This is a genomic window from Demequina litoralis, from assembly GCF_030418455.1.
Classification (GTDB): domain Bacteria; phylum Actinomycetota; class Actinomycetes; order Actinomycetales; family Demequinaceae; genus Demequina; species Demequina litoralis.
In genome coordinates this window covers 303,539-319,535 of sequence record NZ_JAUHPW010000003.1, presented here as the reverse complement: position 1 = coordinate 319,535, position 15,997 = coordinate 303,539, and the positions used below count along the sequence as shown (strand labels likewise).

At 71.5% G+C, this 15,997-nt stretch carries 14 protein-coding genes and 1 tRNA gene; 3 read left to right on the top strand and 12 right to left on the bottom strand.

The annotated features are described in order from the left end of the window. Positions 1-173: 173 nt before the first annotated feature. Genes QQX09_RS05935 through QQX09_RS05920 form a run of 4 tightly spaced genes read right to left on the bottom strand, consistent with a single transcriptional unit; the run spans position 174 to position 4,245 of the window. Positions 174-995: an ABC transporter permease gene (locus tag QQX09_RS05935; protein WP_301131896.1), complete on the bottom strand. Its 822-nt coding sequence runs from the start codon at positions 993-995 to the stop codon at positions 174-176. Beyond that, positions 995-1,861, bottom strand: coding sequence for an ABC transporter permease (locus QQX09_RS05930; protein ID WP_301131829.1), 867 nt, complete (start codon positions 1,859-1,861; stop codon positions 995-997). The genes QQX09_RS05935 and QQX09_RS05930 overlap by 1 nt, the downstream gene beginning before the upstream one ends. Position 1,862: 1 nt before the next feature. Continuing rightward, positions 1,863-3,011: an ABC transporter ATP-binding protein gene (locus QQX09_RS05925; protein WP_301131828.1), complete on the bottom strand. Its 1,149-nt coding sequence runs from the start codon at positions 3,009-3,011 to the stop codon at positions 1,863-1,865. Then, positions 2,998-4,245 carry a polyamine ABC transporter substrate-binding protein gene (locus QQX09_RS05920; RefSeq protein ID WP_301131827.1) on the bottom strand — a complete coding sequence of 416 codons (1,248 nt, stop codon included), beginning with the start codon at positions 4,243-4,245 and terminating at the stop codon, positions 2,998-3,000. Before QQX09_RS05920 ends, QQX09_RS05925 begins: the two co-directional genes overlap by 14 nt. 146 nt (positions 4,246-4,391) lie before the next feature. Here QQX09_RS05920 and QQX09_RS05915 point away from each other — a divergent pair, with 146 nt between their 5' ends. Further along, the gene (locus tag QQX09_RS05915) at positions 4,392-5,846 is read left to right on the top strand and encodes an NAD(P)/FAD-dependent oxidoreductase (RefSeq protein ID WP_301131826.1); all 1,455 of its coding nucleotides are present in this window, start codon (positions 4,392-4,394) and stop codon (positions 5,844-5,846) included. Between the two features lie 171 nt (positions 5,847-6,017). Beyond that, on the top strand, positions 6,018-7,472 hold the full coding sequence (locus QQX09_RS05910) for a sugar porter family MFS transporter (protein ID WP_301131825.1): 1,455 nt from the start codon (positions 6,018-6,020) through the stop codon (positions 7,470-7,472). A gap of 173 nt (positions 7,473-7,645) precedes the next feature. Here the strand turns inward: QQX09_RS05910 and QQX09_RS05905 are convergent. Next, a tRNA-Tyr gene (locus QQX09_RS05905) sits at positions 7,646-7,727 on the bottom strand. Positions 7,728-7,849: 122 nt separating this feature from the next. Here QQX09_RS05905 and QQX09_RS05900 point away from each other — a divergent pair. Beyond that, entirely contained in the window at positions 7,850-8,341 is a 492-nt protein-coding gene (locus QQX09_RS05900; RefSeq protein ID WP_301131824.1) for a YajQ family cyclic di-GMP-binding protein, read from the top strand. Between the two features lie 21 nt (positions 8,342-8,362). Here the strand turns inward: QQX09_RS05900 and QQX09_RS05895 are convergent, their stop codons facing one another. The 7 genes from QQX09_RS05895 to QQX09_RS05865 form a co-directional block, all read right to left on the bottom strand. Then, complete coding sequence (locus QQX09_RS05895) at positions 8,363-8,722, bottom strand: nuclear transport factor 2 family protein (protein ID WP_301131823.1); 360 nt, start codon at positions 8,720-8,722, stop codon at positions 8,363-8,365. A gap of 58 nt (positions 8,723-8,780) precedes the next feature. Continuing rightward, a complete protein-coding gene (locus tag QQX09_RS05890) occupies positions 8,781-9,698 on the bottom strand; it encodes an oxygenase MpaB family protein (protein WP_301131822.1) in 918 nt (305 codons plus the stop codon). An 84-nt stretch (positions 9,699-9,782) separates the two neighbouring features. Beyond that, positions 9,783-10,337 (bottom strand): isochorismatase family protein, encoded by a 555-nt coding sequence (locus tag QQX09_RS05885; RefSeq protein WP_301131821.1) that lies wholly within the window; start codon positions 10,335-10,337, stop codon positions 9,783-9,785. 50 nt (positions 10,338-10,387) lie between these two features. After that, entirely contained in the window at positions 10,388-11,266 is an 879-nt protein-coding gene (htpX, locus tag QQX09_RS05880; RefSeq protein WP_301131820.1) for a zinc metalloprotease HtpX, read from the bottom strand. A 253-nt stretch (positions 11,267-11,519) separates the two neighbouring features. Next, positions 11,520-12,914: an FAD-dependent oxidoreductase gene (locus QQX09_RS05875; protein WP_301131819.1), complete on the bottom strand. Its 1,395-nt coding sequence runs from the start codon at positions 12,912-12,914 to the stop codon at positions 11,520-11,522. 201 nt (positions 12,915-13,115) lie between these two features. Next, positions 13,116-13,763: a DUF4125 family protein gene (locus QQX09_RS05870; RefSeq protein ID WP_301131818.1), complete on the bottom strand. Its 648-nt coding sequence runs from the start codon at positions 13,761-13,763 to the stop codon at positions 13,116-13,118. After that, positions 13,745-15,688: a DUF4037 domain-containing protein gene (locus QQX09_RS05865; RefSeq protein ID WP_301131817.1), complete on the bottom strand. Its 1,944-nt coding sequence runs from the start codon at positions 15,686-15,688 to the stop codon at positions 13,745-13,747. The genes QQX09_RS05870 and QQX09_RS05865 overlap by 19 nt, the downstream gene beginning before the upstream one ends. Between the last annotated feature and the right edge of the window lie 309 nt (positions 15,689-15,997).

The window sequence follows — 15,997 nt, the reverse complement described above, 5'->3', positions numbered from 1 at the left end:
GCTGACGCACGATTTCCAATGACACGTGTGACGCGATAGGCCCGTGTGACACCTGGGGTCCCACCCCTCACCTGCGCCCCACGGTTCACCTTTGTCATTGGGAATCCCTCGGGAGTCGAGAAGGGCCCCGATCCGCGTCCGGATCGGGGCCCTTCCTCGTCTGCCGCCGCGGCTCAGAGGGCCGCGGCCTTGCCCTTCGCCCGCCGCCGCGAGGCGACCTCGCCGCCCACCACGATGGCGAGCGCGAGGATGAACATGAGCGTGCCGATCACGTTGACCTGCATCGGGACGCCGCGCTGCGCGGCACCCCACACGAACATCGGGAAGGTCACCGTCGTGCCCGAGTTGAGGTTCGTGATGATGAAGTCGTCGAACGACAGCGAGAACGCGAGCAGCGCCGCCGACAGGATGCCGGGGAACACCAGCGGGAACGTGATCCTCCAGAACGCCTGCCACTCGTTCGCGTAGAGGTCCATCGCGGCCTTCTCGAGGTTCGAGTCCAGGCCCGCGAGACGCGACCGGACCGTCACCACGACGAACGAGATGCAGAACATGATGTGCGCGATGAGGACCGTCCAGAAGCCGAGCTGGCCGCCGAAGCCCGCCGCCACGAACAGCGCGAGCAGCGACGAGCCCATGACGATCTCGGGCGTCGCCATCGGCAGGAACAGCACCAGGTTCATGGTGGAGCGGCCCTCGAAGCGGTGGCGCACCAGCGCGAACGCGGCGAGGGTGCCGATGACCGTCGCGACGAGCGTCGCCAGCAGGCCGATGCTGATGCTCACCCGCAGCGACTCGCACATGCCCTGCGGCTCGCAGGGGTTCAGCCAGTTGTCCCACGTGAAGGACTGGAACTGGTAGAGGTTGCGCGACTGCGACGAGTCGTTGAACGACATCAGGGCGACGATGAAGTTCGGGATGTACATGTACAGCAGCACCAGGATGCCGAGCGTCAGCATGAGGTGCTTGCCGATCCAGTTGCCGATGCGGGTCATCACAGCAGCTCCTCCGTTCCTGCGCGGCGCACGTACACCAGGACCATGCCGACGATGATCACCATGAGGATGACCGACAGCGCCGATGCGTGCGGATAGTCGCCCGCGGTGGTGAACAGCTGCTGGATCTTGTTGCCGACCATCTGGGTGTTGGGGCTGCCCAGCAGGGACGCGTTGATGTAGTCGCCCGTCGCCGGGATGAACGTCAGCAGCGTGCCGCCCACGACGCCCGGGATCGACAGCGGCCAGATCACCTTGGCGAAGCGCTGGAACGGGCTCGCGTACAGGTCCGCCGCCGCCTCGTTGAGCTTCGGGTCGATCTTCTCGAGGCTCGTGTAGAGCGGCAGGATCATGAACGGCAGGAAGTTGTACGTGAGGCCCATGATGACCGCGAACGGCGTCGCCAGGAGCCTGCCGTCCTCGCCCAGGATGTGCAGCGTCTGCAGCGTGTTCACGATGATGCCGTTGTCCGCGAGGATGAGCTTCCACGACAGCGTGCGCACCAGGAACGACGTGAAGAACGGCGCGATGACGAGCACGAGCATCACGGTCTTCCAGCGCCCCGCCTTGAAGGCGATGGCGTACGCGAGCACGTAGCCGAGCACGAGGCACAGCAGGGTCGAGATGCCGGCGTACAGGAGCGACCGCATCATGTACGGCCAGTAGTCCCCGAGCGCCTCCGTGTAGTTCGCGATGCGCCACGTCAGGGTGTACCCGTTGATGGGCGAGCCCGTCGCCGGATCCGACAGCGACGTGGTGAGCAGCGACAGCATCGGGAACAGGAAGAAGACCGCGAGCCAGATCGCGGCCGGCCCGATGAGGAGATAGGCGGCGTTCTTGCCGAACACCCGCTGAAGCGCCTCCACGTCAGTCCTCCTCGAGCCCCGCCTCAACGTCCTGAGCGGAGTCGAGGAGGAACGCGAACTCGGGACGCCACGACACGTCGACCTTGGTGCCCACGGGGATCAGGCCGCCGCGGCGGCCCGTGTTCTGCTCGAAGCAGGTGATCTCCTGGCCCCACGGCATGCGGAGCGTGTAGTCGGTGGACACGCCGATGTAGCTCGCGTCGACCACCACGGCGCCGGACAGCGCCGCGCCGGGCGCGTCGAGCGACTGCCCCTCGGGCTGGATGAGGACCTTCTCGGGTCGGATGCCGACCCAGCCCTCGTCGGAGGTGGTGTGGACCTTGCTCGCCTTGATCGTCGCGACCGTGCCGTGCATGTCGACCTTGACCACCGCATCGTCACCGGTGCCCTCGCGGCCCACGACGGTGCCCTTGATGAGGTTCGAGCGGCCCAGGAAGTTCGCGACGAACGTGGTGCGGGGGTTGGTGTACAGCTCGTACGGCGCCCCCATCTGCTCGATGCGACCCTTGTTCATGACGGCGACCGTGTCGGCCATCGTCATGGCCTCCTCCTGGTCGTGCGTGACGTGCACGAAGGTGAGGCCCACCTCCTCCTGGATGCGCTTGAGCTCGATCTGCATCGCGCGACGCAGCTTGAGGTCGAGCGCGCCGAGCGGCTCGTCGAGCAGCAGGACGTCGGGGCGGTTGATGAGGGCGCGGGCGAGCGCGACGCGCTGCTGCTGACCGCCGGACAGCTGCGCCGGCTTCTTGCCCGCCTGCTCGGTGAGCTCCGTCAGCGCGAGGATCTCCTTGACCCGGTCGATCGGGTCCTTCGCGCCGCGACGCTTGGGACCGAACGCCACGTTCTCCGCGATCGTGAGGTGCGGGAAGAGCGCGTAGTTCTGGAACACCGTGTTGACGGGCCGCTTGTACGGCTTCGCGTAGGTGATGTCCTGCTCGCCGATGTGGATGGTGCCCTGGGTGGCCTCCTCCAGACCGGCGACCATGCGCAGCGTCGTGGTCTTGCCGCAGCCCGACGGGCCGAGCAGCGCGAAGAAGGATCCCTGCGGGATCACCAGGTCGAGCGACTCGACCGCGACGAAGCCGTTCGGGTACCGCTTGTGGAGACCGGTGAGCTTGAGGTCGCCGCGGGCTCCGTCAGCCAGTGACATCCGCGTAGTCCTTCTCGTACTGCGAGGCCTTCGCCTCGTCCAGCGCCATGAAGCCGTGCGTCTGGGCGAGGTACTCGGCGGTCGGGAAGATCAGCGGGTTGTCGACGAGCGACGGGTCGATCTTCTCCATCTCCGCCTGGGCGCCCTCGACGGGGCAGACGTACCAGACGTAGGCGGCGAGCTTGGCGGCGACGTCGGGCCGGTAGTAGTAGTCGATCAGCTTCTCGGCGTTCGCCTTGTGCTGGCCCTGGACCGGCACGATCATGTTGTCCGACCAGATCATCATGCCCTCCTCCGGGGGCAGGAAGACCAGGTTCTCGTCCTCGGCGGCGGCGACGTCGCCCGACCACGCGACGCAGGCCGCGATGTTGCCGTTGGCGAGGTCGTTGATGTACTCGTTGCCGGTGAACGCGCGGATCTGACCGTCGGCACGCGCCTTCGAGATCTTGTCGAGCGCGTTGCCCCACTGGTCGTCGGTGAAGTTCGCCGGGTCGGCGCCGTCGGCCAGCAGCAGCAGGCCCATGGTGTCGCGCATCTCGGTGAGCATCGTCACCTTGCCCTTGAGGTCCGAGCGCGTGAGCAGCTCGTCCATGGTGGTGACCTCGCCGACGAGCGACTTGTTGTACGCGATGCCGGTGAAGCCCGACTGCCACGGCGCGGAGTAGTCGCGGTTGGGGTCCCAGCCGACGCCCTGGAGCGACGAGATGAGGTTCTTGTCGAGGTTGGGCACGTTGGCCTTGTCGAGCTGCTGGATCCAGCCCGCCTCGATCATGCGCGCGGCCATCCAGTCGGTCAGCACGAACATGTCGCGGCCGGTCGGCTGGCACGCGCCCAGCTGGTTGCGGACCTTCGCGAAGAACTCGACGTTGTCGTTGACGTCGGGCGTGTAGGTGACGTCGATGCCCGACTCCTCGCCGAAGGCCGTCAGCGTCGACACGTAGTCGCCGTCGTCCTCGTCGATGTACTCGGGCCAGTTGGACATGTTGAGGACGGCCTCGGTGTCCGACAGGTCCGTCGTCACGCAGCCCGCGGCCGCGTCGCCGCCGCCGCCTCCACGGCCCATGAGGTAGACCGCCCCGAGGCCCGCCACACCCGCCGCACCTCCGATCATCAGACCGCGGCGCGAGATGCCCTTCTTCTTCACTTCCTCCGGCGGCGTGACCTCGGACACGTCGACCTCCTTAGCTCCGGGCAGGACCCGGTCGGACTTCTTCGAGTGGGGAGATAGTGGCATGCCCCCTGGGGCTCAACAAGAGGTGAACGATGCGTGGACACGGGTTATCGGCCGGATTGGCCGGAGGACCGATGCGCGGGAGACGACTTGTCCGGGCCGGGAGATTGCAGGCGTGTTTCCAACGTGATCATCGCCACACTGAGGCCATGAACACGCACGACTTCGGCGCCGGGGCCGCGCGGTCCGCGCGCCGCCCCGCCCCGGACGTTCCGTCCGAGCGCGCCCGCGCCTACGCCTCCGTCTCGCTGTGGCTCGCGACGGCCGACGACGACCTCGTCGCCGCGGACCCGCTCGCCGGCGACCGCGAGGTGGACGTGGCGATCGTCGGGGCCGGCTTCACCGGGCTGTGGACCGCGTACTACCTCGCGGAGGCGCGGCCCGACCTGCGCATCGCGATCGTCGAGCGGGAGATCGCGGGCTTCGGGGCGTCCGGGCGCAACGGCGGGTGGGCGTCGGCGCTGTTCCCCTCGTCGCTGGCCACCCTCGCGCGCGACGCCGACCGGGACGCCGCGCTGCGCCAGCACGCGGCGATGCGCGCCTCCGTCGACGAGGTGATCCGCGCCGCGGCCGCCGCGGGCATCGACGCACGCCTCGCCAAGGGCGGCACTCTCACGCTCGCGCGCACCGCGACCCAGCTGGCGCGCGCCCGCGCCGAGGTGGACGAGGCGCGGGCCTGGGGACGGGGCGAGGACGACATCGTCCTGCTCGACGCGGAGGCCGCCCGTGAGCGGCTCGCCGCGACGGACGTGCTCGGCGCCACCTACACGCCCGACTGCGCCGCCGTGCATCCGGGGCGGCTCGTGCGCGGGCTGGTGCGCGCCGTCCGCGAGCGCGGCGTGCGGGTCCACGAGCGCACGGCCGCGACGCGCATCGTCCCCCACCGGGTCGAGACCGAGCGCGGCACGCTCACCGCGACGCACGTCGTCCGCGCGACCGAGGGCTACACTACGGGGCTGCCCGGTCACGGACGGGCCGTGGTGCCCGTGCACTCGCTCATCATCGCCACCGCGCCGCTGCCCGCGGGCATGTGGGACGAGATCGGCCTCGCCCGCCGCGAGACGTTCACGGACGGCCGCCACCTCGTCATCTACGGGCAGCGCACCGCCGACGACCGCATCGTCTTCGGCGGCCGCGGCGCCCCCTACCGCCTGGGCTCGAGCACGCGTCTCGACCCGCGGGCGGCCGCCCGCACCCACGCGAAGCTCCACCGCATCCTCGTCGACCTGCTGCCCGCGGTGCGCGACGTGGAGATCACGCACGCGTGGGGAGGCGCGCTCGGGATCGCGCGCGACTGGCACGCGTCGGTGGGCCTCGATCCCGAGACGGGCCTGGGCTGGGCCGGCGGCTACGTGGGCGACGGCGTCACCACGACGAACCTCGCGGGCCGCACCCTGCGCGACCTGGTGCTCGGCGAGGACACCGCGCTCACCTCCCTGCCGTGGGTCGGCCACCGGTCCCCCGGCTGGGAGCCCGAGCCCGTCCGCTGGCTCGGCGTCAACGCGGGCCTGCGCGCGATGGCCGCCGCGGACGCCGAGGAGCGCGCCACCGGTCGCGGCAGCGTGGCGGCGCGGATCATGGCGCCGTTCACCGGGGGCCACTGAGCGCACGCCACGGGTGGTGACGTCATCACCGGCGACACGCGGACGATGCGGGCCCTTCCGCGGGCGATCCGCCCCGGTTGGCGATAGTTTCGGCGGTATGGACCGTGCCGCCGAGGCACGGCGATCGAGTGGTCGGGGACGCGACGCAGCGGCCCCGGATTGGAGCCCGCCGTGACACAGCAGCCTCCCGCGACGGCGGCTCCCCGCCTGCATGGCCGGGTCGTCGCGATCAGCATCGGCGCCGCGCTCGGCGGCTTCCTCTTCGGGTTCGACTCGTCGGTGATCAACGGCGCGGTCGACTCGATCCAGGGCGAGTTCGACCTGGGCGACACCTTCACCGGCTTCGCGGTCGCGTCGGCGCTGCTGGGCTGCGCCGTGGGCGCCTGGTTCGCGGGCGGCCTCGCCAACCGTTACGGCCGCATCCGGGTCATGGTGATCTCGGCGATCATGTTCTTCCTCTCCGCGCTCGGCTCGGGCTTCGCGTTCGGCGTGTGGGACCTCATCGGCTGGCGCATCCTCGGCGGCCTCGCGATCGGCGCGGCGTCCGTCATCGCGCCGGCGTACATCGCCGAGGTCGCACCCGCGACGTTCCGCGGCCGGCTCGGCTCCCTCCAGCAGATGGCGATCGTGCTCGGCATCTTCGCCGCGCTGCTGAGCGACGAGATGCTCGCCTCGAGCGCGGGCGGCGCCTCGGAGGAGCTGTGGGCGGGACTCGAGGCGTGGCGCTGGATGTTCCTCGCCGCCGCCGTGCCCGCGGTGATCTACGGCGTCGCCGCGCTGCGGCTGCCCGAGTCGCCGCGCTACCTCGTGACGAAGCATCGCGACGACGAGGCCGCGCGGATCCTCGCCGACTACACGGGCGAGGCGGACCCGCACCACAAGATCGCCCAGATCCGCTTCTCGCTCGGCAGCGACGAGAAGCGCTCCCTCCGCGACCTCCGGGGCCACGCGTGGGGCCTGCACCCGATCGTGTGGACCGGCATCCTGCTGTCGATGTTCCAGCAGCTCGTGGGCATCAACGTGATCTTCTACTACTCGACCACGCTGTGGCAGTCCGTGGGCTTCGACGAGTCCGACGCGTTCACCACGTCGACCATCACGTCGCTCACCAACATCGTCGCGACCATCGTCGCGATCTCGCTGGTCGACCGCATCGGCCGCCGCCTGCTGCTCCTCATCGGCTCGGCCGGCATGTTCGTGTCGCTCGCCACCATGGCGCTCGCGTTCGCGAACGCCACCACGAACGCCGCCGGCGACACCGCGCTCGAGGGCGGCTGGGCCACGGCCGCCCTCATCGCGGCGAACCTGTTCGTGGTCTTCTTCGCCGCATCGTGGGGTCCCGTCGTGTGGGTGCTGCTGGGCGAGATGTTCCCCAACCACATGCGTGCGACCGCCCTCGCGGTCGCCGCCGCGGCGCAATGGGCGGCGAACTTCCTCATCACCGTGTCGTTCCCGGGCCTCGCGGACCTCTCGCTCGTGCTCGCCTACGGCTTCTACGCGGCGATGGCGCTGCTGTCCTTCTTCTTCGTGCTGTCGCGCGTCCCCGAGACGAAGGGTGTCGAGCTCGAGGACATGCGGGACGATGCGGACGCGCACACCGTGGAGAACGCCGCCGCGGGCGTCTGACCGCGGCACTCCCGTGCACCCCTCCACACGGGATGTGCACCTCTCCACGCCGGAACCCAGTTGTGAACGGGCACATCCCGCGAGAAGCGTGGATGCGCATCGTCCCGTGTGGAGGGGTGTCCGCCCGGGGAACGCAGAAGCGCCCCTCCCGGAGGAGGGGCGCTTCCCAGATGTGGCAGGTGAGGGATTCGAACCCCCGAAGTCGATGACGGCTGATTTACAGTCAGCTCCCTTTGGCCGCTCGGGCAACCTGCCGATGCGCCGCAAGCGGCGCGCATGGAAGGATAGCAAGGATCGAGCCCCCGACGCGAATCGCGGCCGGGACGGGCTCCCGAGACGTGGTGGCGCCGCTCCGACGGCGCCCGGAAGGAGATGAGATGGCAGGCGACAGCAGCTTCGACGTGGTGTCCAAGGTGGACCGCCAGGAGGTCGACAACGCGCTCAACCAGGCTTCCAAGGAGATCGCGCAGCGCTACGACTTCAAGGGCGTGGGCGCCTCGATCGAGTTCGCCGGCGAGGACATCCTCATGAAGGCCAACAGCCCCGAGCGCGTCAAGGCGATCCTCGACGTGTTCATCGGCAAGCTCGCCAAGCGCCAGATCGAGATGAAGGCGCTCGAGTGGGGCGAGCCGGTCCAGTCGGGCAAGGAGTACCGCCTCGTCGCCAAGGTCAAGGAGGGCATCGCGCAGGACGTCGCGAAGAAGCTCACCAAGCTGGTGCGCGACGAGGGCCCCAAGTCGGTCAAGGCGCTCATCCAGGGAGACGAGCTACGCGTGACCTCGAAGTCGCGCGACGACCTGCAGGCGACCATCGCGCTGCTCAAGGGCGCCGACGTCGACGCCGCGCTCCAGTTCGTCAACTTCCGCTAGGGGCGGCGCCGGGAGCGGCCGCTAGGACGGGTGCGAGGCGGCGGTCTGCTGGTGCGCCAGCAGCCGCCACCCGCCGTCCAGCAGCGCGTACGCGCTCGTGATGTGGAGGACGTGCTGGTCGTCCCACCGGATCGCCCGCGCCCGGTAGACCACCACGGCGACGTCCTCGCGCGGCGCGATCACGCGCATGTCGTCCAGCGTGTGGAGGTCCCACGGCTGGCTGGTCGCCATCGAGTCGATGGCCTCCGCCCGCTCCAGCACGCCCACGTCGGGCACCACCATGACGGCCTCCGGGGCGAGCACGCTCTCGAAGAACGTCCGCGGATCCCCGCCGGAGAGCTCCTCCCAGGCCTGTCGCTCGAGCTTCTCCGCCTCGTGCATGAGGTCACCTCCGACCCGCCGGGGCCCCGGCCGATCGGCGCGGGAGCCCCTCCCAGCATCATCCCCCCGCGGCGCGCTCCTCACCCGTCGAGCGGGCATCCTCGCGCCGCTCGCCGTGCGGGACCGGGCAGCCGGACGGGAACGTGCCGAGATTCTCGAGGCGGTAGCCGTCCGGGTAGCTGCGGATCCACGGCAGGTCCTCGACGCGAGTCGGGCGCGCATCGGACGGGAGCAGCCCCGCCATCCTGCCGCGGAGACGCACGGCGAGCCGGGAGCCGGCCACGACGGCGCGCGGCGGCCGCGGGTAGCGGAAGGCCTCGAGCAGCGCATCGTCCATGAGCGCCCGGCTGAACGGCTCCATGAGGGCGTCGGGCACGCGCGGACGGAAGGTCAGCAGCAGCGCGAGGGTCGCGTCGGCGACCCGGCGCCCGCCCTCGTCGAAGGCGAAGTGCTCCTCCTCGTAGGCGTCCATGAGGCCGGCGAAGCCCTCGTAGGTCTCCGGCACGTCGCGGATGCCCATGTGCGCGCCGAGCGCGCGGTAGTAGCGCACCGACGCCTCGAGCTCGCCGCCGGTGAGCGGCCGCTTGCCGTAGTCGTCGAGCCAGCGCTTGGGGACGACGACGAACGTCGACAGGACGTAGCGGAGCTCGTGGTCGGGGATGTCGTAGGCGCGGTGCATCTGGTTGATGCGGCGGATCGCGGTGCGCGCGTCGGGATGCTCGAAGCCCAGGCGGGAGGGGACCTCGAGGAGGAGCGCGGTGTCGTCGTAGCGCTTCTGCGCGCGGCCGGTGAACTCGCCGGTGCGGTCGAGCAGCGCGCCGATGCCGGGCACCGCGTACGTGCGGAACAGCGCGAAGCTGAGCGCCTGGTTCATGTCCCAGGGGAACTCGTGCATCACCAGGTTCCGGTAGATCTCGACGAAGTCGCGCTCCGGGTCGAGCGACTCGTTCACGCGCTTCCAGTGGTCGCGTCTCATGACTCGCAACCTACGCGAGAAGTCGCGAGAAGTGAACGGGGGTTCACCGGGATGGCCGCATGCCGACGCGTGCGGCCCGACGCGTCAGGGCGTCGCGAGCACGATGCGCGCCGCCGGCACCACGTCGGCCCGCTTCCCGGGTCCGCTCTGGTAGCGCCAGTAGAGGTTGGTGTGGGCGATCACCTGCGCGGGAGGCGGCGCGCCGAACGCCGAGTGGTCGACGGTCGTGTGGCCATCCTCGACGAGCGTGACGTCGTAGCCGCGCGCGAAGGCACCGTGGATGGTGGAGCGCACGCACGCGTCCGTCTGGGCGCCGCACACGACGAGGCGTCCGGCGCCGAGCGCGGCGAGCGCGCGCTCCAGGTCCGTGTCCTCGAAGGCGTCGCCGTGCTCCTTCGCGACCACCGGCTCGCCCGGATGCGGCGCGAGCGCGTCGACGAGACCCCAGCCGTCGCTGCCCTGGGCACCGTCGAGCGTGTCCTGCACCCAGACCACCGCCACGCCGGACGCGCGGGCGCGCGCGACCAGTGCGGCGATCCTCGCCACCGTGCCGTCGCGGTCCACAGCATCGGCGACCACGTCGCGCTGCATGTCGATCACCAGCACCGCCGTGGCGGCGCGACCCTCGAGCGTCGTCATGCCCCCACGCTACGGCCGGTCGCCGACATCGGGCACCGGCCCGCGCGGGATCAGCGCAGGTAGCCGCGGGTGCGCGCCATGTCCTCGAGGCGGGCGATGCGCTGGTCCATGGGCGGGTGCGTCGCGAAGAGGTTCGCGAGACCCTCGCCGCGGAACGGGTTGGCGATCATCATGTGCGAGACGTTCTCGAGCTGCGGGGTGTCCTTGAGCGGACGCGCGCGCGTGCCCTGCTCGAGCTTGCGCAGCGCCGAGGCGAGCGCGAGCGGGTCGCCGGTGAGCGAGGCGCCGTCCTCGTCCGCGTCGTACTCACGCGTGCGCGAGATCGCGAGGCGGATGAGCGACGCGGCGAGCGGCGCGAGGATGAGCATGGCGAGCAGGCCGATCGCGCCGAGCGGGTTCTCCCGGTTCGACTGGCCGCCGCCGAAGAAGAACAGCATCTGCGCGACCGCGGTGATCATGCCCGCGAAGGCCGCGGCGACGGAGCCGATGAGGATGTCGCGGTTGTACACGTGCATGAGCTCGTGGCCGAGCACGCCGCGCAGCTCGCGCTCGTCGAGCAGCTCGAGGATGCCCTCGGTGCAGCACACCGCGGAGTTCTGGGGGTTGCGGCCGGTCGCGAACGCGTTGGGCGCCGCGGTGGGCGAGACGTAGAGCTGCGGCATCGGCTGGTTCGCCTCGCGACTGAGGTCGCGGACGATGCGGTACATGGCCGGCTGCTCGACCTCGGTCACGGGCCGCGCGTGCATCGCGCGGATCGCCAGCGAGGCGGAGTTCCAGTAGCCGAAGGCGGTGCCCGCCACGGACAGGAGCGCGAAGAGCCAGAGGTACTGGCCGCCGCCGATGAACGTGCCGAGCGTGAGCATCACCGCCCACAGCAGCACGAACAGACCGGTGGTCTTGAGCCCGTTGAAGTACTTCCTGCCGCCCACGTGTCCTCCGTTTTCCCTCGGACGGAGAACGCGCGTCAGCCCGTGCCGGTTCCCCCCGGGAGGAATGGTGCCATGCCGCAGCGGCACCCGGTGCCAGCGCGGCGGGGACGGCGCGCATCGTCCCGCGTCCCGGGGCGGCGCCCGGACCGCCCGACCGGCGACGCCGGCGGACGCCGCCGGAGACGCGGCGGGCCGATGCGACGGTCGCATCCGTCGCATCGGCCCCATGCGTCACCTACTTCATCGGGAGTCGTCAGGGCGAGACGTTGTGGGCGCTGCGGCTGAGCGCGATCTCCGTCATCTGCTCGCGCGGGACCACCTTGATGCGCTCGCGGCCGTGCGGCTCGCCGATCGCGCGCTCGTGCGCGTCGAGGATCTCCCAGTCGGCCCACTGCACCACGGGCACGCCGCGCGACTTGAGCAGGCGCAGCACGTTGTCGGGGCTGAGGCCCGCGGGCGTCGCCTTGGTCTCTGCGTAGAGCGACGGCGCGTCCTCGACGAGGTTCGCGATGGTCTCCGAGGCGTCGGACTTGGTGTGGCCGATGAGGCCCACCGGGCCGCGCTTGATCCAGCCGGTCGCGTAGTAGCCCTGGAGGTGCTCGCCCGACTCGTCGACGACGCGGCCGCCCTCGTTGCGGATGGTGCCCTTCGCACCGTTGAACGGAATGCCCTCGATCTCGGTGCCCCAGTAGCCCACGGCGCGGTACACGGCCTGGACCGGGTAGTCGATGAACTCGCCCGTGCCCTTGACCGTGCCGTCGCCCTGCAGCGCGGTGCGCTCGACGCGCACGCCGACGACCTTGCCATCCTCGCCCAGCACCTCGTGGGGGCTCTGGAGGAAGTGGAGGTGGATGCGTCGCGAGGCGGTGCCGGGCTCCTTGAGCGCGTAGTCGGTCAGGGTCTTGACCACCTGCTTCTGCTGCTTGTTGGTCTCGGCGAACTCCAGCGAGGCCTCGTCGAACTCGTAGTCGGTCTCCGGGTACACGACGATGTCGACGTCCGGGACGTGGCCCAGCTCGCGCAGCTCGAGCGGCGAGAACTTGACCTGTGCCGGGCCGCGGCGTCCGAAGACGTGCACGTCGGTCACGGGCGAGCCCGAGAGGCCGTCGACCACGTTCGCGGGGATCTCCGTCGGCATGAGGTCCTTGACGTGCTTCGCGAGGATGCGGGCCACGTCGAGGGCCACGTTGCCGACGCCGAACACGGCGACCTGCGACGCGTCGAGGGGCCACGTCCGGGGCACGTCGGGGTGGCCGTCGTACCAGGACACGAAGTCGGCGGCGCCGAACGAGCCTTCCAGGTCGATACCAGGGATGTCGAGGTCGGCGTCCTTGAACGAGCCGGTTGCGAAGATGACCGCGTCGTAGTGCTCGCGGAGCTCCTCGAGCGAGATGTCCTCGCCCACGTTGACGTTGGCGAGCAGGCGGATGTCGCCGCGGCCGATCACGTTCGCGAGGGCGACGATGATCTGCTTGATCCGCGGGTGGTCGGGGGCGACGCCGTAGCGCACGAGGCCGAAGGGAGCGGGGAGCCGCTCGATGATGTCGATCGACACGTTGAGGTCGGTCTTGGACAGGATGTCGGCGGCGTACGTGCCGGCGGGGCCGGCGCCGATGATGGCGACACGGAGCGGACGCTCGGTGGTCACGGCGGTCTCCTCAGAGTTGCTGGGCGGGGATTCCGGGGAGGGGTGCGCTGCTCGCCACGCCCGCACCGGGCGAACGCCTCCAGAGTATAGACACGGCCTGGAGGCCACCCGTCAACCCCGGAGCGCGCACACCCCTGGGGGCATCGAGGCTGGTAGATGCCCTCCCGGGTATGGCCCGGACGGGCGCTCCGGCCCGCCTCGTCAGGCGCCCTGGGCGGCCTCGGCGGCGTCCAGGTCGGCGAAGCCGGCGTAGCCGGCGGTGCGCGCGACGGCCCTCTCGGTGAGGTTGCCGCCCGCCGCGGCGACCGCGTCGACGAGCTCCGCGTACAGGCGCAGGGTGCGGGTCGAGTAGGTGCCGAGCTCGCCTCGCAGGTACGTCTCGAGGGACGTGGCCTCGTCCGAGTCCTCGGAGGTCGTGAGGACCCGCATGCCCGCCCCGAGCCGCGGGTAGCGCGCACGGAAGTCGCGCGCCCAGGCGACCTGCGTGGCGACGATGCGCTCCTGGAGGGCGACGCGGGTCGACGACAGCGGCGGGAGGTGGGGCGCGATCTCACGCGCGTACCGCTCGGGCGCCGTCGACCGCATCATCCGCGCGTACTTCTCGGTCAGCAGGTTGCGCCCGGTGGCGTCGGCGACGTCGAGGTCCTCCGCGTAGCTGTCGAGCAGCCGGGGCGTCCACTCGAGGAACTGGCTGAGGCGCATCGCCCGGAAGGTCGGCCAGTCGTCCTGGCAGTCGGCGCGGCCGTCGTCGCCGCGGACGTGCTGGAACTGGGCGAACTCGTGGCGCACGACCGCCTCGGCCTTGGCGGCGCGGCCGGCCTCGTCGCCGCTCACAGCGCCCTCAGCCACGGGTCGCGGATGCGTGCCTGCACCTCGCCGCGGTGGTGCTCGAGGAACGTCGCGTCCGAGCGCGACAGCCCCTGCACCCGCAGCTCGGCGACGATGCGCGCGCTCAGCCGCTCGATCGCGGCCTCGAGCCGCTCTCGCGCGGGACCCGCGCCCGACCCGCCCTCGCCGAAGCCGGCGCCGCCCAGGCACGCGGCGGACGCGAGGCGCAGGATCTGGGACAGGTCCCGATGCGCCTCGGGCAGGCGCGACGCGGGACGCGCGGCGAGCCGGCGCAGCGCCGCGAAGTGCCACTTGTAGTAGGGCAGGTAGCCGACCGCGGTGGGCCCGTTGAGCAGCATGACGAGGGAGGCGGCGGCGCGCGCGAGCTCGCCGACCGCGAGCCAGGCGGCCTCGCCGTCGCCCCGGGCGAGCATGCGCGGCACGTTGTACTGGCCGGCCTGAGCGATCATGCCGAGGCGCTGCGAGATCCGGGCGAGGCGCACGTCCTCGGGCATGCGCCGGAACCCGTTGCGGGCCGCGCTGAACGCCCCGAGCGGGTCGGCGAAGACCGCGCCGTTGGTCGCGGCCGCGAGCGTCGCCTCCTCGAGGAGCATCCACTCGTGGGGGCTGTCCGCCGTCGGGGCGGACGGCCGCCCGGCGACCGAGGTGAAGAACTCGCCGATCTCGAACACGCCGGTCCGCCGTCCCTCGCCCCGGGCGCGTGCGGTCTCGACCCGCGGTCCGAGCCCGTGGAGGACGCGCGGCAGGCGCTCGTAGTCCGCCTGCAGCGCGGCGCCGATCTCGGCATGGTCCGACGCGGTGAGCCACAGGCACAGGCCGGGCCCGAAGTCGTGGTCGCGCGAGACGGCGTCGTCGAAGCCGTAGCACTCGGAGCCGTGCCCGACGAGTCCCGCGGCGATGCGGCCGCGGTGGTCGGGGTAGCGCTCCGCGAGCAGCGGGCGGACGTGGTCCTCCCACAGCTCGCGGGCGAGCTCCATGCCGGTGGGGCCGTCGGCCCGGTGCGCGGTCGGCGCCTCCCCCGCGGGGGACGATGCGGCGGTCGGGGTCGCGGCCCGTGCCGGCTCGACGACCGCGTCGGGGGCGGCACCCGGCGCGGCCTGCGCGGCGACACGGCGCGCGTCGGCGAGGTTGCCGGCGGTGATCGCGTACGCATCGGACCCGGCTCCGTAGGCACGCTCGACGATCGCGAGCGCCTCGGCGTAGAGGTCGACCGCCTGCGCGGCGTGACCCGCCAGCAGGCGCTGCTGCGCATGGCTCGCGAGCATGGCCGCCGCGTGCGGGTCCTCGGCGTGACCGCCCTCGCGCACGATGGCGAGCGCGGCCGCGGTGTGCCTCGCCGCATCGTCCCCACGGCCCAGCGCGAGGCATTCGAGCGCGAGGTTCGAGCGCGTCGCGGCGATGTCGAGGTCGGCGCCGGGGTCGACGGCGGCGGACTCGAGGATCGCGAGCGCCCCGAGCAGCTCGTCGCGCGCGCCGGCGTGGTCGCCGGTCGCGCCGAGCGCGAGCGCGAGGTTGTTGCGCAGCGCGGCGAGGCGCCGGTCCCCCGCCGGGAAGGCCGTCGCGGCCGCGGCACGCGCGGCGCGGTACAGCGCGAGCGCGTCGTCGTGGAGTCCCGCGGCACGATGCGCGGTGGCGGCGTTGACGAGCGTGGTCGCGTGCGCCTCGGTGCCGGCGAGGCCGAGCTGGTCGACGAGGGCGAGCGCCTCGATCGCCTCGCGCACCGCATCGTCGTGCCGACCGACGGACCGGTGATGACCCATCGCCTCGTTGAGCACCTGGAGCCGCGCCGGACGGTCGCCCGCGGTCGCGGCGAGCGCGTCGCGCAGGTAGCGCTCGGCGGCCTCGGGCCCCGCGCCGGAGGCATGGAGCGCGTCGAGCCCGCGCAGGAACGCGGCGGGGTCGAAGGCGGCCGGGGCTGCGTCCATCGTCGCTGGTCCTCGCGTTCCGGGAGGCGTCGGGAAGGGGTCGGGGCGCGCCGCGCCCCGCTCGCGATCCTAGGTCGCACGCGCCCTGCCGGTCCGGGCCGAAGGCCCCGGCCGCGCACACCCCCGGGGGCATCCTGCCTGGTAGGCGCCTTGCCTGATAGCACAGGGATCGGCCCGGCAGGGGTTCCCAAGGTCCCGGATGATGTGTCATCATCTCCGCCATGGCGACCTCGGCGAACCAGCGTGCACTCCAGTGCCGCGTTTGCTGTGCCATGTGTCTGTCGGCCTGAGACGCCCACGGATCGACCT